The organism is Planotetraspora sp. GP83 (genome assembly GCF_041262585.1).
In the GTDB taxonomy this organism is placed as follows: domain Bacteria; phylum Actinomycetota; class Actinomycetes; order Streptosporangiales; family Streptosporangiaceae; genus JAOEGB01.
The window spans coordinates 142,693-160,852 of the sequence record NZ_JBGCBZ010000008.1 but is presented as its reverse complement, the minus strand read 5'-3'; the positions used below and the strand labels follow the sequence as shown (position 1 = coordinate 160,852).

Here is an 18,160-nt window from a genome sequence, read left to right as displayed (position 1 = left end):
ATGTCGGCGGCCGCCATGTGCCGGACCGGCCCCGGTTTCTAGGGTGAGACGCCATGAGCCTTGATGGGCGTACCGCCCTGGTGACGGGCGCCGGAAGCGGCATCGGCCGGGCGTGCGCCCGCCGCCTGGCCGCCGAGGGCGCGCACGTGGTCGTGGCCGACGTCGACGCCGACGCCGTCGAGAAGGTGGCCGCGGAGATCGGCGGCACTCCGGTGACCGTCGATCTGTCGGATCCCGAGTTCCTGGTGGCCTGGCGAGGACAGCTCCCGCCGTCGCCGGACACCCGGATCTCCGCCGACATCGTCGTCAACAACGCCGGATTTCAGCACGTGGCCCCGATCGAGGAGTTCCCTCCCGAGGTCTTCGCCAAGATCCTCCGGGTGATGGTGGAGGCGCCGTTCCTGCTGGCCCGTGCCGTACTGCCCGGCATGTACGCCCGGGGGTGGGGACGGATCGTCAACATCTCGTCGGTCCACGGCCTGCGGGCCTCGCCGTACAAATCGGCATATGTCACGGCCAAGCACGCCCTGGAGGGGCTGTCGAAGGTCATCGCCCTCGAAGGCGCGCCCCACGGCGTGACGTCGAACTGCGTCAGCCCCGCCTACGTCCGCACCCCGCTCGTGGAGAACCAGATCGCCGATCAGGCGCGGACCCATGGGATCAGCGAGGACGAGGTCGTGGAGCGGCTCATGCTCGCCCCGACGGCGATCAAGCGGCTGATCGAGCCGGACGAGGTGGCCGGGATGGTCGCCTATCTTTGCGGTCCACAGGGGTCGTTCATCACCGGAGTCTCGATCCCGCTCGACGGAGGATGGAGCGCGCGCTGACGTGAACGTCTATCTCGAACTCCTCGCCCGGGAGGCCTCGGCCGTGGAGTTCGAGGGGCCCGTACTGCAGGCCCGCGCGGCCGGGGCCGACTCCGCGACGCTGGAGGAGCTGGAGCAGGCCAAGGTCGCCGCGCTCAAGGTCAGGGCGATGCTGCGCAGGAGGGCCAAGCGGGAGGCCGAGCTGTCGGCCCTGTTCGACACCGCGAGCGACCTGGCCGGACTGACGGACCTCGACGCCGTCCTGGAGGCGATCGTCCGCCGGGCCAGGCAGCTTCTCGGCACCGACACGGCCTACATGACGCTCAACGACCCCGAGCGCGGCGACACCTTCATGCGGGTGACCGACGGGTCGGTGTCCGCGCGCTTCCGGCGGCTCCGGCTGGCGATGGGCGCCGGTCTCGGCGGGCTGGTCGCCCAGACGAGCACGCCGTACAACACGGCGGACTACTTCGCGGACGCGCGGTTCCAGCACACCACGACGATCGACGAGGCCGTGCGGGAGGAGGGCCTGGTCGCCATCCTGGGCGTGCCGCTGCGGCTCGGCCCCCAGGTCATCGGCGTGCTGTTCGCCGCCAACCGCAGCGCCCGGCCGTTCGTACAGGAGGAGGTGGCGCTGCTCGGCTCGCTGGCCGCGCACGCCGCCGTCGCGATCGACACCGCCCGGCTGCTGCAGGAGACCCGGGCCGCCCTGGCCGAGCTGAGCGAGGCGAACACGCTGATCAGCGCGCACAGCGCGGCCATCGAGCGGGCGGCGGACGCGCATGACCGGATGACCGGGCTGGTCCTGCGCGGCGGGGGCGTCGAGGACGTCGCCGCGGTCGTCACCGAGGTCCTCGGGGGCAGCCTGACCGTGCTGGACGACGAGGGCCGCCCGCTCGTGGGGCAGACCGGCGACCTCGACGCCGGGGTGTTCGACGCGGCCCAGTCGTCGCGGGCGCTGGGCCGTACGGTGAAGCGGGGCGACGCGTTCGTGGCCTCGGTGGACGTCGGAGCCGCGCCGCTGTGCACGCTGGTGCTGCGGACCGACAGCCCGGTGGCCGACACCGACCAGCGCATCCTGGAGCGGGCGGCGCTGGTCACCGCGCTGCTGCTGCTGTTCCGGCGGAGCGTGGCCGAGGCCGAGGGGCGGGTGCGCGGCGAGCTGCTCGACGACCTCATCTCCCGGCCCGAGCTGGCGGGGCTGCGCGACCGGGCGCGGCGGCTCGGCGTGGACCTCGACGCGCCGCACGTGCTGGTCGTCGCGCGGCACGACGCCGGCCGGAGAGAGGGGCAGCGCGAGCGCGCCGCGTTCTGGGCGTCATCCCAGGCCACGCTCGCCCACGGCCTGGCCGCCGCGCGGGGCGACGAGGTCGTGCTGCTGCTGCCAGGGGACAAACCCGGCCTGATGGCCCGCCGCGTCGCCGCCGAGCTGAGCTCCTCCCTGGGCCGGCCGGCCACGGCGGGAGCCGCGAGCGGCAGCCTCACCACGGTCGCGGCCGCCTACCGGGAGGCCCAGCGCTGCGCCGGCGCGCTCGCCGCCCTCGGCCGGGCGGGCGACGGGGCGAGCGCCGAGGAGCTGGGCTTCGTCGGCCTGCTGATCGGCGAGGGGCGCGACGTGCCGGGCTTCCTGGCCTCGTCGCTCGGGCCGGTGCTCGACTACGACGCGCGGCGCGGCACCGCCCTGGTCAGGACACTCGCGGCCTACTTCGGCGCGGGCGGCTCCCTGTCCCGTACGGCCGACGCCCTGCACATCCACGTGAACACGGTGACCCAGCGGCTCGACCGGGTGGGGCAGCTCCTCGGCGCGGACTGGCAGGAGCCCGAGCGATCCCTGGAGATCCAGCTCGCCCTGCGGCTGCACCGGCTGCGAACCCACATGACCGGCGGCTGAGCTGTGTGTGGCGGCCCCATAGGAGTGACCCCGGTCACTGCATACCTTTGCGGAACCCCCTATGCGAGGAGTTCCCATGAGTAAGATCGGAAAAGTCGTCGGGGCCAGCCTGATCGGTACCACGATCGAGTGGTACGACTTCTTCCTGTACGGCTCGGCCGCCGCCCTGGTCTTCAACAAGTTGTTCTTCCCCACCGAGGACGAGCTCACGGGCACGCTCCTCGCGTTCCTCACCTACGCCATCGGGTTCGTCGCCCGGCCGCTCGGCGGGCTGGTCTTCGGCCACTACGGCGACCGGCTGGGGCGCAAGCAGCTGCTCGTCATCAGCCTCCTGATGATGGGCGGCGCGACATTCCTCATCGGCTGCCTGCCGACCTACGCCACGCTCGGCGCGGCGGCCCCGCTGCTGCTGACGGCGCTCCGGCTCGTGCAGGGCTTCGCCCTCGGTGGCGAGTGGGGCGGGGCCGTGCTGCTCGTCTCCGAGCACGGCGACCCGCGCAACCGGGGCTTCTGGGCCTCCTGGCCCCAGGCCGGGGCTCCGGGGGGCAACCTGCTGGCGACCGGTGTGCTGGCCCTCCTCGCCGCGGTCCAGCCGGACGACGCCTTCCTCGCCTGGGGCTGGCGGATCCCGTTCCTGCTCTCCGGCGTGCTCGTGCTGATCGGCCTGTGGATCCGGCTGACGGTGGCCGAGTCGCCGGTGTTCCAGGAGGCCACACGGGAGCCCGCACCGAAGGCCCCCATCCTCGGCGTGCTGCGGCACCACTGGCGGGACGTCCTGGTCGCCATCGGCGCCCGGCTCGCGGAGAACGTCTCCTACTACGTGATCACCGCGTTCGTGCTGGTGTACGCCACGACCGCCGCGGGCCTGCCCAAGGGGACCGTCCTGAACGCGGTGCTGATCGGCTCGGCCGTCCACTTCATCACGATCCCGCTGTGGGGCGCGCTCTCGGACCGGCTCGGCCGCCGCCCGGTCTACCTGATCGGGGCCGCCGGGGCCGGCCTGTGGGCCTTCGCGTTCTTCCCGCTCATCGACACCAAGTCGTTCGGCCTGGTGACCCTGGCGGTGACCGTCGGCCTGCTCTTCCACGGCGCGATGTACGGCCCGCAGGCGGCGTTCTTCTCCGAGCTGTTCGCGACGCGGATGCGCTACTCGGGCGTGTCCATCGGCTACCAGCTCGCCTCGATCGTGGCCGGCGCGCTCGCCCCGATCATCGCCGTCGCCCTGCTCAAGTCCTACGACTCCAGCCTCCCGGTCTCCGTCTACGTGGCGGGCGCGGCGGTGCTCACCCTCATCGCGGTCTTCACCGCCAGGGAGACCCGCAGCCGCGACCTGGCCGCGATCGAGCCGACCTCCGGCGCCGTCCAGCGCGTGGCCCAGGAAGCCTGATGCCGGCCGAGTTCCGCGCGGCGTTCCTGGCTCACCTGCGCGGGCGGTAGCCGATCCGGCCTGCGATCTTCCTGAGCAGCGACGGGGCGGGCGACGTCCCGGCGGGCAGGACCCTCACCTGCCCGCCGCGGCCCACCGCCAGGCCGAAGAGCAGCTCCACGTCCTTCTCGGCGACCCGCAGGCTGGGCCGCCACGCACCGGGGCCGAGGCAGTCCTCCCCGCCCAGCCTGCTCACCGGGACCCGGGCGATGAGCTGACCGGCGAGCCGTCCCGGAATGCCCGGCTCCACCAGCGCGGGCACCGCCATGCTCCGGTGCCGCCCGTCCTGCTCCCGGAGCACCAGCTCCGCCGCCGGCCCGCCACTCGGCGGCACGTACGGCACGGGCACGACGACGAACACGTGACCGTCCTGGCGGGCGACGGACGCCCTCGACGACACCAGGGCGATCGACTCGGCGAAGGACTTCGGCTCCACGCAGACGCTGAGCTCGCCGCGCTCCGACCAGCACGGCACCACGAGCCTGCGGGGCTCGTCGGCGAGCACGCCGGCGCAGTTCATCTGCGCGTCGAGGCGGGCGACGCGGGTGCGGCCGGGGTGGACGCCGCGCATCCGCACGTGGACCTCCCACACTCCCGGGCACAGCGGCCGGCCGAGAGCGGCCGAGCCCACGTCGAGCCGGGCCTCGCCGCTCGCCCAGATCCTCACCTGGCTCCCCACGACCGCCCGGCCGACGGCGCCGCTCACGGGCAGGAAGTAGGTCTCGCCGGTCTGCGCGTCGCGGATGTAGACCTCCATGCGGGCCTTCGCCACCGCCTCGCTGACGTCGGCCGTCTCCTGGTCGAGCAGCCCCTCCATGGGCACCGGAGGCGTCCACAGGAGGCGGCCGTGCTCCACGCGGAACCACAGCGGGGTGCCGTCGCCCCGGACGATCTCGACGCTGAGATCGAGGGTGAGCACGCTCTGGTCCCAGCGCACGTCCCGGAGCTCGGCGCGCAGCCGGGTGCCCCGGAAGGCCCCGGCCAGCTCGACGAGCGCCTCCGGCCTGCCGTCCCGCAGCAGCGCCACCCGGGCCCGCTGGTGCACCGGCAGATGCACGTCGAGGGACGGGGGGAAGCGCTCGACGGTGAGCTGACGGAGAAACGAGTACAGCACCGTCCGCTCCTCGAAGGGAGCGTCCACGAAACGGCCGCCGCCCAGGCGACGGAGCCCGAGCACGCGGAACCAGTGCGCGTAGATCCGGTCTCGCTCGAGGCCCGGCTCGGTGTGCGAGTCGATGACGTCGAAGAGTCCCCGCAGGCCGTCGAAGAGGGCCTCCGCGTCCGGCTGCTCCTCCTCCGCGCGCGCCAGGTGACAGCAGACCTCGTCGGCGAGGATCGCGACGACCTTCGCCGCGAGGTACGCCTTGGTGACGAAGGACTGCTCGGACAGCGGGCGGTCGGGGAAGCGCAGGTGCTGCGACTCGAGGAAGTCGCGGCTGAACAGCTTGTGCGCCGTCGGCAGCGTGAGCAGGTGGTCGCGGAGGATGTCCGCACGGGCCCTGTTCTCCGCGAAGACCGACAGCGGCGGCCCGTCGTCCACCAGCCGGCCGACCAGCACGTCGGCGTCGGTCTCGACCGCCATGCCGTACATCCGCTCAAGGGCGCCGGGCTCCAGCCTGTCGTGCTGGTTGAGCAGGTAGACGTACTCGCCGTGGGCGACGGACAGGCCCACGTTGCGGCCGCGCGCCGGCGAGCCGCTGTGATCGAGGTGGAGCACGCGGACGTTCGGGCGGATCGCGGCGATCGCGTCCAGCCGCCTGCGGGTCCCGTCGGTCGACCCGTCGTCCGCGAAGATCACTTCGTACTCTTCGGGCGGCAGCGACTGCTCAAGCAGCGAACGCACGCACGCGCCGAAGGCGTCGTCCGCCAGCCCGGGGTTGAACACGGGCACAACCACGCTGACCTTCACACCCATGAGCCCAAGGGTGCATTGCGGACGGGCGGAACCCCGTCAGGCTTGCCGAAAGGTCGACCAAACCTGACCAGAGTTTCGGCAGGGCGGCCTGGAGCTGCCGGGGTTAGTGGGGTTGGTGGGCGGCCGTGCACCCGCACGCCTGGCCCTCGAAGAGCGAGACCGATCTCGCTCTTGTAGTTCGCCCGCGCAGCGCAGCCATTCCCCCCGATATCCGTCCGGAACGACGAAAAGGGGCCCACGCGGTCTACTCCGGGTCGGCGATCTCCGAGACCCGCGCCCCATCCAGCTCCTGGCCGTCCCACCGGGCGGCGTCAAGGGTGAGGATGTCTGCCTGCCACAGCCGCGCCAGCATCACCGTGTGCGCGTCCTCCCACCGCTGCTTGTCGCCCAGCCGCGCGGCGACCCGGCCGAGCTCCAGCGCGTCGTCGAAGTCGCCCAGCCCGCCGTACGCGCCGTGCTCCAGCCGCGCGATCCCACGCACCGCCGGTAAGAACCCCGATTCGTCGCCTCCGCCCATCTCCGCGGCCACCGACGCGACGACCAACGCCGGCACCACGAGCGGCAGCCCACGCCCGTCCAGCCCGAACAGCATCGCGATCAACGGCAGGTCCCCCCGCGCGATCTCCGACACCACGGTGGCGTCCAGGACGTAGCCGGTCTCAGTCACCGGCGGCCTGGCGCTCGGCCTGCTCCCGCTGCGACAGCAGGTGGGCGGTCATCCGCTCCATACGCGCCGAGGCGTCCGGGTCCTCAAGCACCGCCTCCACTGCGGCGAGCACCGCGGCGTCGGCCGCGCGGTCGGCCTCGGCCCGGCGGGCGAGCGCGGCGTTGACCACCGCCGACACCGACTTGGCCCGTCCCGCCTCCACCTCGCCTTGAGCGTAGGCGTAGAGCTGCTCGTCGATCGTTACCGACACCGGCCTCGTACTCATGCGATAACTATACGATGATCGCGATCGGGCGTGCAGGAGCCCCGGCAAAGCTTCATCGCGACGTCCTCTGGGCGCGGGCTTCCTGGGCGGCGATCGTGGCCCCCGTCAGCGTCGGCCGGGTGTGGGTCAGTGTTGGTCAGTACCAGCCGGTGGCCTGGGAGTGGCCCCACGCGCCGCAGGGCGACTTGTAGCGGCCGGCGATGTACCCGAGCCCCCACTTGATCTGCGTGGCGGCGCTGGTCTGCCAGTCGGAGCCCGCGCTGGCCATCTTGCTTCCCGGAAGGGCCTGTGGGATGCCGTACGCGCCGCTGTAGCGGTTCATGGCCCGCTCGTTCCAGTGGCTCTCGCGGTCCCACAGCTTCTCCAGGCAGCCCCACTCGTCGCCCCAGCCGCGGGCCGCGGCCATCTCCTTGCCGAGCGCCTTGTTGCTGCCGGGGTCGGGGCTGGAGCCGGGCGGGAAGTCGGCCGGGCTGAAGCCCCCGCCGCCGGGCGCCTTCGGCGCGATCTTGACCGGATCGAGCTTCTGACGGCCCTCTCTGATGGCCTTCAGCCTGCCCCGCTTGAGCGCCTGCACGGCGGCCGCCTTGAGGGCGTCGTCCTCCGGGTTGGGCGCGTAGGGGTCGGCCTTGATGAGGTCGCCCAGGGTCAGCGGCTGCCTGGGGGCGTTCGCGTTCTCGATGGCGACGTGGACCACGTAGGCCGTGCCGCCCGCGAGAACGGCGACCGTGACGCCCATGATGGCGACGCGCTTGGGGGTCAGCCAGCCAGGACCCGGCCGCCCGTCCGTGCGCCTGGCACGCGCCCGCGACTTGGGCGGGTGATCCCTCAGCTGCTGACCAGAACTCACGGCCTATGAGCTTGCCCTGTCTTGGGGGGTGTTGCGCAACCCATACATGGAAGAGGTTGGTGTTCTCTTGACCTAACCCGGCGGCCACTTGGGCTTTCCCGGAAATTGTGAGTTTGGTCACAGGTCATCTCGGGAGGCCGGGCCGCGGAACCCATAGAGCCCCTTCCAGCCTGCCGTTCTTTCATGGGGATCATGTGCCGTCATTGTCACAATGTTGTGACCTAGCGGGGAACACGCCACGTCAGACCCATAATGACCGCGTGGCAGGCATCCTCCTGGTCGAAGACGACCCCTCGGTCCGGGCCGGGCTCGAGCTCGCGCTCACCCGTCAGGGCCACTCCGTGACCTCGTACGCGACCGGGGAAGAGGCCCTCGACCACGTCCGCGCCCGCAGGCCGGAGATCGTCATCCTCGACGTGATGCTCCCCGGCATCGACGGGGTCGAGGTATGCCGCCGCATCCGCAAGCTCGACTCCCTGCCGATCATCCTGCTCACCGCCCGTGGCGACGACCTCGACGTCGTGGTCGGGCTGGAGGCCGGCGCCGACGACTACGTGGTCAAGCCCGTCGAGCCGCGCGTCCTCGACGCCCGCATCCGGGCGATCCTGCGGCGGCTGGAGTCGGCGTCGTCCGACCGGGTGAGCTTCGGCGACCTGGTGATCGACCGCGGCGCGCTGAAGGTGAGCCTGAGGGGCCGCGAGATCCACCTGACCCCGACCGAGCTGCGGCTGCTGCTGGAGCTGGTCCGCCACCCCGGCCAGGTGCTCAACCGCCGCTACCTGCTCCGCGCGGTCTGGGACCACACGCACGTGGCGGACTCGCGGCTCGTCGACGCGTGCGTCCAGCGGATCCGGGCCAAGATCGAGCCGGTTCCCGCCGACCCGATCTTCATCCACACCGTGCGCGGCTTCGGGTACCGCTTCAGCCCGCCATGACCTGGCTGCCCACCGGCCTCCGGGCCCGGCTGGTCATCACGTTCACCGTCGTCGCCGTGACGGCCTCCGCGATGGTCGCCGGGCTGGGATACCAGCTCGTCCGCAAGGAGCTGATCGAGCGGGCCGTACGCGGCGCCGTCGCCGACGTGCGGGACAAGCTGTCCAAGATCACCCTGCCGGTCGGCGCCAGCGACGTGGTCTGGCCGAGCGACACCACCGTCACCGACGAGGACCTCGCGGGCCTCGTGAGCGCGCTGAACGGCCCCGACCGCACGGTGATCGTGACGTACGGCGACCACCGGCGGACGAGCGCCGGCGGGCGGTTCACGATGTCCGACGTCCCCGACCAGCTCCGCTGGCAGGCCGCCAGGCGGCTGGTCTACCAGCGGGTCCGCCTCAGGGACGAGCCCTGGCTGATCGTCGCCACCCAGATCCAGCGGGTCGGCCAGAGCGGCGTCCTGCGGACGACCGGCCTCTCCGCGTACGTCTTCGTGTCGCTGGGCGACGAGGAGGGCGTCCTGTTCCGGTTCCGCAACGCCCTCGCCCAGGCGGGCGGCATCACACTGACGATCGCCCTGACCGTGGCGCTGCTGTCGGCGCGCCGGGTGCTGCTCCCCGTGCGCAGGCTCGGAGCCGCCGCCAGGGCCCTCGGAGCGGGCGACCTGCACATCCGGCTTCCCGTCCGGGGAAAGGACGAGCTGGCGGAGCTGACCGCCACGTTCAACGAGACCGCGGCCGCTCTGGAGAACACGGTCTCCGAGCTGCGCACGCTGGAGTCGATGTCCCGGCGTTTCGTCGCGGACGTCTCCCATGAGCTGCGCACCCCGCTGACGGCCATGACGGCGGTGACCGACATGCTCTCGGAGGACGCCGAGGAGCTTTCCGAAGACGCGGGCGAGGCCGTACGGATCGTCGTCCGGGAGATCGGCAGGCTGCGCGTGCTGGTGGAGCACCTGATCGAGGTGAGCCGTTTCGACTCCGGGGCGGCGGTGCTGAGACGGGAGTCCGTGGACGTGGGCGACACGCTGGCCGACTCCCTGGAGGTTCGCGGCTGGGCCGACCAGGTGAAGCTCAGTGTCCCCGTGGGCCTCGCGTTCTTCCTCGACCCCCGCCGGTTCGACGTGATCGTGGCCAACCTCGTCGGCAACGCCCTGCACCACGGCTCCCCGCCCGTGCTGGTGAGCGCCCGGCTCGTGAAGGGCGGCCTGCAGGTGGCCGTCCGCGACCACGGGCCGGGCATCCCGGAGCAGGCGCTCCCCCACGTCTTCGACCGGTTCTTCAAGGCCGGCCCGGGCCGCGCCCGGAGCGTGGGCAGCGGTCTCGGGCTCGCCATAGCCAAGGCCAACGCCGAGCTGCATCAGGGCGCCATCACGGTGGAGCGGTGCGAGCCCGGCACGCTGTTCACGCTGTGGATCCCACGACAATGACACGACAATGAGGGGCATGCGGAAACTCTCGCGCCAGGCCCTCGCCGGCGCGCTGACCGCCGTTCTCACCACCGTCACGGCGGCGTGCGGGATCGAGCCGACCAAGGTGATCGACGTGGGCCCCGCACCCGTCATCAGCGGGGCATCCACCCCCGCCAGGGTCTACATGATCCGCGACGGCAAGCTCTGGCTCACCACGGTCGCCGCCGCCTCACCGCAGGTCAACGACCTGATGGCCGCTCTGTTCAAGGCGAGCGGGCGGCCGGTGAACGGCCGGTCGACGGCGCTCACCGGGCTGACGCTGGCCCAGGTCCAGCTTGTCCGCTACACGCCCGACCCGAGCAGCCGCAACGACCCCGACAACACCCTCAGTCTGCGCATGCGGATCTTCGTCAGCGGCTGGAAGGTCTCCAGGACCGCCATGGCCCAGATCACCTGTACGGCACGGCTCCGCTCGGAGATCTGGGCCGTGGAGATCGCTCACACGACTCCCGGCAACACGGGACCGTTGAAGATCCACACGTGCCGGGAGTACTGGGATCTGGCCCCCAAGGACGGCCATCTCCCCCCGTGATCGATCGTCAGACGGTGATGTCCTCCAGCATCTCGGTCACCAGCGCGGCGATCGGGGAGCGCTCGGACCTGGTGAGCGTGATGTGCGCGAACAGCGGGTGGCCCTTGAGCTTCTCCACCACGGCCACCACGCCGTCGTGCCGGCCCACCCGCAGGTTGTCACGCTGGGCGATGTCGTGGGTGAGCACGACCCGGGAGTTGGCGCCGATCCGCGACAGCACGGTCAACAGCACCCCGCGCTCCAGCGACTGGGCCTCGTCCACGATCACGAAGGCGTCGTGCAGCGACCGGCCGCGGATGTGGGTCAGGGGGAGGACCTCCAGCATCCCGCGGTCGAGCACCTCCTCGATGACCTCGGGAGTGGTCACGGCGCCCAGCGTGTCGTAGACGGCCTGGGCCCACGGGCCCATCTTCTCGTTCTCCGAACCGGGCAGGTAACCGAGCTCCTGGCCGCCCACGGCGTACAGCGGGCGGAAGACGATGACCTTGCGGTGCTGACGGCGCTCCAGCACGGCCTCCAGGCCCGCGCACAGGGCGAGGGCCGACTTGCCGGTGCCCGCGCGGCCGCCCATGGAGACGATGCCGACCTCGGGGTCCATCAGGATGTCGAGGGCGATCCGCTGCTCGGCCGACCGGCCGTGCAGGCCGAAGACCTCGCGGTCGCCCCGGACCAGCCGTACCGACTTGTCCGGCATGACCCGGCCGAGCGCCGAGCCGCGGCTGGACAGCAGCCGCAGGCCGGTGTGGCACGGCATGTCGCGGGCCTCTTCCAGGTCGGCCGTGCCGGCCTCGAAGAGCGCCTCGACGTCCTCGGTGGTGACCTGGAGCTCCGCCATGCCGGTCCAGCCGGACTCGACCACCATGCCCGCGCGGTACTCCTCCGCGCTCAGGCCGATGGAGGCGGCCTTGACCCGCATCGGCAGGTCCTTCGACACGAGGACCACGTCGCGGCCCTCCGCCGCGAGGTTCTGCGCGACCGTCAGGATGCGCGTGTCGTTGTCCCCGAGGCGGAACCCCGCCGGGAGGACCGATGGATCACTATGGTTGAGCTCGACCCGGATTGTGCCCTCGCCGACAGGCATGGGCTCATCCAGCCGTCCGTACCGCACCCGAAGGTCGTCGAGGAAGCGAAGCGCCTCGCGGGCGAAGTAACCCAGCTCGGGGTGATGCCGCTTGGCCTCCAGTTCCGTTACGACGACGATCGGAAGGACGACCTCGTGCTCGTCGAAGCGGCTCATCGCCGCCGGGTCGGCGAGCAGGACTGAGGTGTCCAGGACGTAGGTGCGGGATGTGGACGGGTTACTCGAGGACACTGCCACGCGTTCTCCCCCGGGCGCTGTCAGGCGCCCTGCCTTGACTGGTGGTGAACGGACCGGGCCCGTGACCTGCCGAAGCGGGCCGGGACTCCGGCCCTCCTCGCAAGGTCGTGACGCAAGGACGGGCCCTCTCCCGAGGTAAGAGCCATCGATCCGCTCGATGGCCGCTTACCTACCACGGTACGTAATGAACCTCCGTCGCCCAATAGTTGAACGCTGACCGAAAGAGGCCGTTCACGTCCCGTTCTAGGAGCCGTACCGACGGTGACGCGCGGCATATGAGCGGAGTGCCCGCAGGAAGTCGACTCTGCGGAAGTCAGGCCAGTAGGCCTCGCAGAAGTAGAACTCGGAGTGGGCGCTCTGCCAGAGCAGGAATCCGGAGAGTCGCTGCTCTCCCGAGGTCCGGATGACAAGATCCGGGTCGGGGAGGCCGCGCGTGTAGAGATGCTCCGCGATGTGCTCGACGTCGAGAACCTCGACGAGTTCCTCGATGCTCGCGCCCTTGCTTGCGTGCTCCTGGAGGAGGGAGCGCACCGCATCAGCGATCTCACGTCTTCCTCCATACCCAACCGCAACGTTCACAATCAGGCCGGGGCGATGCGATGTGGTTTCTTTCGCATCTTTGAGGACACGGGCGGTGTGATCGGGCAGCAAATCGAGCGACCCCATCGGCTTCACATGCCAGCCCTGATCGACGATGTCCTGCACAAGACCCTCGATGACCTGCAGCAACGGCTCCAGCTCGGCCTTGTCCCTGGTGAGGTTGTCGGTGGACAGCAGCCACAGCGTCACGTACTCGACGCCGGCCTCCCTGCACCACACCAGCAGTTCTGAGATCTTGTCGGCGCCCTTCTGATGGCCGCGGTTGACGTCGCGCAGGCCCATGGCCCGCGCCCAGCGCCGGTTGCCGTCGACGATCACGCCCACGTGCCGGGGGATCTGGTCAGGGGAGAGCTTCCGTTCGAGCCTGCGCTCGTACAGCTTGTACACGAGATCGCGCACGCTCATGAAGCCCTCTTCCCTTGCGACCCTGGAGCTCGGTCAGGCAATTATCGCGGTCGCCGCGAGGTGCCCGCGCCGCCCACGACGGGCGCGGACTGGTCCGGTAGGCGTCCCTCCGAGCTCAGCCAGTCGAGGAACGCCTGGGCGTCGGCCCGCGACCCTCCGGCGGGTTTGGGACGGCCCTCGGCATAGGCGGCGAACTCCTTGGCGAAGGCGCCGCCGAGCGCCCTGACGAGGCCGGGGAGGACGCGGGCGACCGATCCCCTCCGCTTGCCCATCAGGCTGTGCGCCTGGATGCGGACGCGCCCCACGTCGAAGCCCTCGGGGATGGGGCCTCCCGCGACCAGGGCCGCCAGCAACTCCGCCTGCGCGGCGGCGAGCGACTCCCGGGCGCCCGGGTCTCCCATGTCCGCCGCTCGGTCAGGCACGGGACATCGCCGCCCGGATCCGGCCCAGCTCCCCCGCCAGCGTCGCGTCGCTCGGGTAGTCGTCGTCCCATTCGAGCAGCACACCCGGAGGCCGTGCCCGGGCGCACAGCTCCGACAGGAGGTCCAGCACCTCGTCCGGCGCCGAGGCGGTGTGGGTGTCGTGCCACACGCCGTCGCGGGCGTGCCCTCCGGCCACGTGCACATAGGCCAGCTCGGCCAGGGGCAGGCCGTCCAGGGCGTCCCGCGCGTCCAGCCCGAGGTTGACCTGGTTCGTGTACAGGTTGGCCACGTCGATCAGCAGCTTCACCCCGGTGCGCTCGACCAGCTCCCCGAGGAACTCGGCCTCGGTCAGTTCGTCGTCCGGCCAGCCGAACAGGGCCGCGACGTTCTCCAGGGCGAGCGGCACCGGAAGGGCGTCCTGGGCGAGCCGTACGTTGCCGGCGACTACGGACAACGCCTCCCGGGTGCGCGGGACCGGCAGCAGGTGCCCGGCCTCCAGGCCGCCGCCCCTGACGAACGCCAGGTGCTCGCTCACGAGGGGGGCGCCCAGCGCCTCGGCGCAGGCGGCGAGGTGCCGGAGCCGGGAGGCGTCGGGTCTGTCGGCGCCTCCGATGCCGAGGCCGACGCCATGCGGGATGACCGGCACACCCCGAGCCCGCAGCACCGTGAGCGACTCGGGGATCCGCGCCGGGTCGACGTTCTCGGCGATCACCTCGACGAAGTCGACGCCGAGCCGCTCAACGGTCAGGTCGATCTCCGGTCGCCACCCGATCCCGACTCCCAGCTCCACCGGCTGGGCGCGCTCAGCCACCGCCGCAGCCTCCTCCGCCACAGCCCGAACCGCAGCCACTGGAACCACAGCTCGAACCCCCACAGCTCGAACCACCGGAGTCTCCGCCGCCCCCGAAGTCACCGCCCCCGCCGCCGGAGTCACCCCATGAGGCCGATCCACCGTCCGACCCGGACGCCGATCCGCCGTCCGGCACGCCGCCTCCGCACGTTCCGGCCGCGCAGGTCGCGCCCGCGCCTCCGGCCCCGTGGTGGACGATCTCCTCCCGGCCGATCTCGGCGGCCACGGCCTGGTCGCCGAACTGGCCGAGCCCGTAGAGCGCCACCGCGCCCGCCATCGCGGCGTACGCCGCCGCGTCGCCGGGCTCGTAGGCGGCATGGGGCTGCCGGATCCGGGCGGTCTGGAGCGCGTCGAACCCCGCCCTCGTGAGCAGGCCGCGCAGCGAGCGCGTGTGCCGCCGGTACACGAGCAGGCCGCGCACGCCGGAGACACCCGCGAAGATCACCGCGAGCAGAGTTGGGACGTTCCAGGGGACGAGACCCGTCAACGCCACCACGAGCGAGAGCACCTCGACGCCGAAGGCCAGCAGGGTCAGGCCGCGCAGGCGCGCGTGGATCCGGCGCGGCTCCGTCAGGGAGCCGTCCGGAAGGAGGAGCCCCCGGCCGATCAGCCGGTGCTTGAGCCCCGTCATGGCCACGCCCCCGGCGACCTCGTGCCGGATCTCGCCGGCCGTACGGCCTCCGGGGGAGGATGCCTGGTCGAGGACGGCCTGCTCGACGGCGTCGCGGGAGGAGGTGGGGGCTCCCGCCACGATGGTGATCCGGCCTCCGCGCGAGACGCGGATCCGGTCCTGCGCGGAGAGCAGCGCGATCGCCGTGTTGATCACCCGGCGCGGCCCTCCCGCGAGGTAGGCCAGCTCGTAGTGGTCGATGTCGGGCCGGCCGAGGGCCGTTACCGAGCGGATCCTGCCGTGCACGCGGTTGAGCGTGGACACGGTCGAGCCGACGAGCACCGCGACCACGGTCGCGGCGATGAGAAGCACGAGCTCCATGTCCGCCCTCCTGGGGGGAGGAGAGGGCGCCGTGCCACGGCTCCTGTGTCCGGTACGGCGGGTGTCCCGTCTACTTGGTAGACGTTCTCATCGGCCCGGAAGTTTCGCCAGTTGGGCCCACGCCGTACAGGCGGATCAGCCGAGGCGCTTCACCAGTGCGCGGTACTCGTCCCAGAGCTCCGCGGGCAGGTGGTCGCCGAAGGTCCCGAAGAACGCGGGGACGAGCGCGGCCTCCTCGCGCCAGACGTCGGCGTCGACGCTGAGCAGGAGATCCAGATCGTCCCGCGAGATGTCCAGGCCCTCGGTGTCGAGCGCGGCCGGCAGGTTGCCGATCGCGGTCGGTACGGCTTCCGCCTCCCCGTTGAGCCGCCCGACGATCCACTTGAGCACCCGCATGTTCTCGCCGAAGCCCGGCCACACGAACCGGCCGCTCGCGTCCTTGCGGAACCAGTTCACGTAGTAGATCCGCGGCAGCTTCGCCCGGTCGGCCGTCTTGCCGATCTTGATCCAGTGGGCGAAGTAGTCGCCCATGTTGTAGCCGCAGAACGGAAGCATCGCGAACGGGTCGCGGCGCAGCTCGCCGACCTTGCCCTCGGCGGCGGCCGTCTTCTCCGAGGCCACGTTGGCGCCGAGGAACACCCCGTGCTGCCAGCTCAGCGACTCCGTGACGAGCGGCACGGCGGTGGCCCGCCGGCCGCCGAACAGGATCGCCGAGATCGGCACGCCCTCCGGGTCCTGCCATTCGCGGGCGATGGTCGGGCACTGCTCGGCCGGGGTGGTGAAGCGGGCGTTCGGGTGGGCGGCGGGCTCGGCGGAGTCCGGCGTCCAGGAGCGGCCCCGCCAGTCGGTGAGGTGTGCGGGCGGCTCGTCGGTAAGGCCCTCCCACCACACGTCGCCGTCGTCGGTCAGCGCGACGTTGGTGAAGATGCTGTTGCCCCAGAGCGTCTTGACCGCGTTGGCGTTCGTGGACTCGCCCGTACCGGGCGCGACGCCGAAGAAGCCGGCCTCGGGGTTGATGGCGTGGAGGCGGCCGTCGGCCCCGAAGCGCATCCAGGCGATGTCGTCGCCGATCGTCTCGACCTTCCAGCCCGGGATGGTCGGCTGGAGCATGGCGAGGTTGGTCTTCCCGCACGCCGAGGGGAAGGCCGCCGCGACATATCGGGCCTCCCCCTTGGGTGGGGTGAGCTTGAGGATCAGCATGTGCTCGGCGAGCCAGCCCTCGTCACGGGCCATCACGCTGGCGATGCGCAGCGCGTAGCACTTCTTGCCGAGCAGTGCGTTGCCGCCGTAGCCGGAGCCGTAGGACCAGATCTCGCGGGTCTCCGGGAAGTGGCTGATGTACTTGGTCTGGCTGCACGGCCACGGCACGTCGGCCTTTTTTTCGGAGGGGCCGGGCCGCAGCGGCGCGCCGACCGAGTGGACGGCCTTGACGAAGTCGCCGCGCCGCTCGATCAGGCGGAGGGCGTCCTCACCCATCCGGGTCATGATCCGCATCGACACGACGACATAGGGCGAGTCGGTGATCTCCACGCCGAGCTGGGAGATGTTCCCGCCCAGCGGGCCCATGCAGAACGGCACGACGTACATCGTCCGGCCGCGCATGCACCCCTTGAAGAGGGTGGCGAAGGTCCGGCGCATCTCGTCGGGCGCGATCCAGTTGTTGGTCGGCCCCGCGTCCTCGGGCCGCTCCGAGCAGATGAACGTGCGGTCCTCCACGCGGGCGACGTCGCTGGGGTCCGAGGCGGCGTGGAAGCTGTTGGGCCGTTTCACCAGGCGCGTCAGCGTGCCCTGCCGTACGAGCAGGTTGGTCAGACGGGTCCATTCGGCCTCGGAACCGTCGCACCATTCGATCCGGTCGGGCTGGGTGAGCTCGGCGATCTCACTGACCCAGGCGGCCAGCTCGGCGTGAGTGGTCGGAAGGGGTACCTCTACTGAAACGGACACGGGGCGGCTCCTTATCCTCTCAGGGCCAAGTCATCATCAACGGTGAATAGCCGCCGAATCCAATTGGCGTAGACCACAAAGTTTCCACGCCGTTAATTCGGTGATATTCACCGTCACGAAGCCCAGAATGGACGTTGGGCCAGGCTGGGGCCGTGATGGTGCGTGGGAGCCTACCCACTTTGGCCACTTCCGAAGAAACATGCCGTTTCCCTTACCCACCTCCCGCGAGTTACACATTGGTATAGGCCAATGTGAATGGTCCAGACCTTTGCGTGAATTGGTTTAGTCCACCAGGCCGGGGCCTTCCGCGCGGACCCGGTCGACGTGCTGGAGCGCATCTCGCAGGTCAGCAAGCCATGTGTCGGTGTGCTTGCCGACGAGCCTGACGCACCAGGCCAGCGCGTCGCTGCGACTGCGCGCCACTCCCGCGGCGACCAGTGTGTCCAGCACCTGCCGCTCGGACTGGCGGAGGCGGGTCATGACCGGCACGGAGAGAGTGGTGAACATCACTGTCTCGCCGTCGACCACGACGCCCCAGGAGACCTTCCGGCGGAAGCGGTGCTCGGCCTCTCGGGCGATCTCGACCCGGCGCTCGCGGGTCTCCTCGCGGAAGCGCTCGACATACCCCTCCGCGGCGGCGGTGCGCTCCAGGTCAGGAAGCCCCTGGGCGACCGTGAGCGGCGGAAGCGTGCCGATGATCGTGATCTCCTCGCGGTCGAGCACGATGTGGGGGCGGTCGGCGAACCAGCCCTCCGGAAGGCGGCCGGTGAACCAGGCCCTCAGCTGTTCCTCTGCATTCATGTAATCAAGATTACAGCGACCCTCCGCCGTAAGCCAATGGGTTGACAGTGACGGCGGGCTCCCCTCGGGCGCGCCC

Annotated in this window: 17 protein-coding genes; 6 read left to right on the top strand and 11 right to left on the bottom strand. The window is 71.1% G+C overall.

Translation table 11 applies throughout. The features are described 5' to 3' along the window. Positions 1-53 precede the first annotated feature (53 nt). The 3 genes from ABH927_RS13920 to ABH927_RS13910 all read left to right on the top strand — a co-directional run bounded on the left by ABH927_RS13920 (position 54) and on the right by ABH927_RS13910 (position 4,084). Complete coding sequence (locus tag ABH927_RS13920; RefSeq protein WP_370021503.1) at positions 54-827, top strand: 3-hydroxybutyrate dehydrogenase; 774 nt, start codon at positions 54-56, stop codon at positions 825-827. Between the two features lies 1 nt (position 828). Beyond that, positions 829-2,697: a helix-turn-helix domain-containing protein gene (locus ABH927_RS13915; protein ID WP_370021501.1), complete on the top strand. Its 1,869-nt coding sequence runs from the start codon at positions 829-831 to the stop codon at positions 2,695-2,697. Between the two features lie 76 nt (positions 2,698-2,773). After that, positions 2,774-4,084, top strand: a complete 1,311-nt coding sequence (locus ABH927_RS13910; protein WP_370021499.1) for an MFS transporter — start codon at positions 2,774-2,776, stop codon at positions 4,082-4,084. 31 nt (positions 4,085-4,115) lie between these two features. On the opposite strand, the gene ABH927_RS13905 is transcribed toward ABH927_RS13910, so the two are convergent. The 4 genes from ABH927_RS13905 to ABH927_RS13890 all read right to left on the bottom strand — a co-directional run bounded on the left by ABH927_RS13905 (position 4,116) and on the right by ABH927_RS13890 (position 7,817). Then, positions 4,116-6,038 carry a glycosyltransferase gene (locus ABH927_RS13905; RefSeq protein ID WP_370021498.1) on the bottom strand — a complete coding sequence of 641 codons (1,923 nt, stop codon included), beginning with the start codon at positions 6,036-6,038 and terminating at the stop codon, positions 4,116-4,118. Between the two features lie 244 nt (positions 6,039-6,282). Further along, positions 6,283-6,705, bottom strand: coding sequence for a hypothetical protein (locus ABH927_RS13900; RefSeq protein ID WP_370021497.1), 423 nt, complete (start codon positions 6,703-6,705; stop codon positions 6,283-6,285). Continuing rightward, entirely contained in the window at positions 6,698-6,970 is a 273-nt protein-coding gene (locus ABH927_RS13895; RefSeq protein WP_370021495.1) for a type II toxin-antitoxin system ParD family antitoxin, read from the bottom strand. The genes ABH927_RS13900 and ABH927_RS13895 overlap by 8 nt, the downstream gene beginning before the upstream one ends. Positions 6,971-7,106: 136 nt before the next feature. Continuing rightward, on the bottom strand, positions 7,107-7,817 hold the full coding sequence (locus tag ABH927_RS13890) for a lytic transglycosylase domain-containing protein (protein WP_370021494.1): 711 nt from the start codon (positions 7,815-7,817) through the stop codon (positions 7,107-7,109). Positions 7,818-8,077: 260 nt separating this feature from the next. Between ABH927_RS13890 and ABH927_RS13885 the strand changes: the two genes are divergently transcribed. Genes ABH927_RS13885 through ABH927_RS13875 form a run of 3 tightly spaced genes read left to right on the top strand, consistent with a single transcriptional unit; the run spans position 8,078 to position 10,753 of the window. Next, positions 8,078-8,752, top strand: coding sequence for a response regulator (locus ABH927_RS13885; RefSeq protein WP_370021492.1), 675 nt, complete (start codon positions 8,078-8,080; stop codon positions 8,750-8,752). Then, positions 8,749-10,179: a sensor histidine kinase gene (locus tag ABH927_RS13880; protein ID WP_370021490.1), complete on the top strand. Its 1,431-nt coding sequence runs from the start codon at positions 8,749-8,751 to the stop codon at positions 10,177-10,179. The genes ABH927_RS13885 and ABH927_RS13880 overlap by 4 nt, the downstream gene beginning before the upstream one ends. Before the next feature lie 16 nt (positions 10,180-10,195). Then, positions 10,196-10,753, top strand: coding sequence for a hypothetical protein (locus ABH927_RS13875; protein WP_370021488.1), 558 nt, complete (start codon positions 10,196-10,198; stop codon positions 10,751-10,753). A 7-nt stretch (positions 10,754-10,760) separates the two neighbouring features. Here the strand turns inward: ABH927_RS13875 and ABH927_RS13870 are convergent, their stop codons facing one another. From ABH927_RS13870 to ABH927_RS13840, 7 genes are all read right to left on the bottom strand, one after another. Then, positions 10,761-12,071: a PhoH family protein gene (locus ABH927_RS13870; RefSeq protein ID WP_370021487.1), complete on the bottom strand. Its 1,311-nt coding sequence runs from the start codon at positions 12,069-12,071 to the stop codon at positions 10,761-10,763. 243 nt (positions 12,072-12,314) lie between these two features. Next, positions 12,315-13,076 (bottom strand): isoprenyl transferase, encoded by a 762-nt coding sequence (locus ABH927_RS13865; RefSeq protein ID WP_370021485.1) that lies wholly within the window; start codon positions 13,074-13,076, stop codon positions 12,315-12,317. Between the two features lie 41 nt (positions 13,077-13,117). Continuing rightward, entirely contained in the window at positions 13,118-13,498 is a 381-nt protein-coding gene (locus ABH927_RS13860) for a hypothetical protein (protein ID WP_370021483.1), read from the bottom strand. After that, on the bottom strand, positions 13,491-14,309 hold the full coding sequence (locus tag ABH927_RS13855) for a DUF692 domain-containing protein (RefSeq protein ID WP_370021481.1): 819 nt from the start codon (positions 14,307-14,309) through the stop codon (positions 13,491-13,493). Before ABH927_RS13855 ends, ABH927_RS13860 begins: the two co-directional genes overlap by 8 nt. After that, positions 14,302-15,339: a TIGR04222 domain-containing membrane protein gene (locus tag ABH927_RS13850; protein WP_370021479.1), complete on the bottom strand. Its 1,038-nt coding sequence runs from the start codon at positions 15,337-15,339 to the stop codon at positions 14,302-14,304. Before ABH927_RS13850 ends, ABH927_RS13855 begins: the two co-directional genes overlap by 8 nt. 135 nt (positions 15,340-15,474) lie before the next feature. Further along, positions 15,475-17,283 (bottom strand): phosphoenolpyruvate carboxykinase (GTP), encoded by a 1,809-nt coding sequence (locus ABH927_RS13845; protein ID WP_370021477.1) that lies wholly within the window; start codon positions 17,281-17,283, stop codon positions 15,475-15,477. A gap of 282 nt (positions 17,284-17,565) precedes the next feature. Beyond that, positions 17,566-18,084: a hypothetical protein gene (locus ABH927_RS13840; protein WP_370021476.1), complete on the bottom strand. Its 519-nt coding sequence runs from the start codon at positions 18,082-18,084 to the stop codon at positions 17,566-17,568. Positions 18,085-18,160 lie beyond the last annotated feature (76 nt).

Coding starts and splice junctions, on each gene's coding strand:
- ABH927_RS13865 (WP_370021485.1), bottom strand. CDS start 13,076: ATGAGCGTGCGCGATCTCGTGTACAAGCTGTACGAGCGCAGGCTCGAA.
- ABH927_RS13850 (WP_370021479.1), bottom strand. CDS start 15,339: ATGGAGCTCGTGCTTCTCATCGCCGCGACCGTGGTCGCGGTGCTCGTC.
- ABH927_RS13910 (WP_370021499.1), top strand. CDS start 2,774: ATGAGTAAGATCGGAAAAGTCGTCGGGGCCAGCCTGATCGGTACCACG.
- ABH927_RS13875 (WP_370021488.1), top strand. CDS start 10,196: ATGCGGAAACTCTCGCGCCAGGCCCTCGCCGGCGCGCTGACCGCCGTT.
- ABH927_RS13905 (WP_370021498.1), bottom strand. CDS start 6,038: ATGGGTGTGAAGGTCAGCGTGGTTGTGCCCGTGTTCAACCCCGGGCTG.
- ABH927_RS13920 (WP_370021503.1), top strand. CDS start 54: ATGAGCCTTGATGGGCGTACCGCCCTGGTGACGGGCGCCGGAAGCGGC.
- ABH927_RS13880 (WP_370021490.1), top strand. CDS start 8,749: ATGACCTGGCTGCCCACCGGCCTCCGGGCCCGGCTGGTCATCACGTTC.
- ABH927_RS13840 (WP_370021476.1), bottom strand. CDS start 18,084: ATGAATGCAGAGGAACAGCTGAGGGCCTGGTTCACCGGCCGCCTTCCG.
- ABH927_RS13895 (WP_370021495.1), bottom strand. CDS start 6,970: ATGAGTACGAGGCCGGTGTCGGTAACGATCGACGAGCAGCTCTACGCC.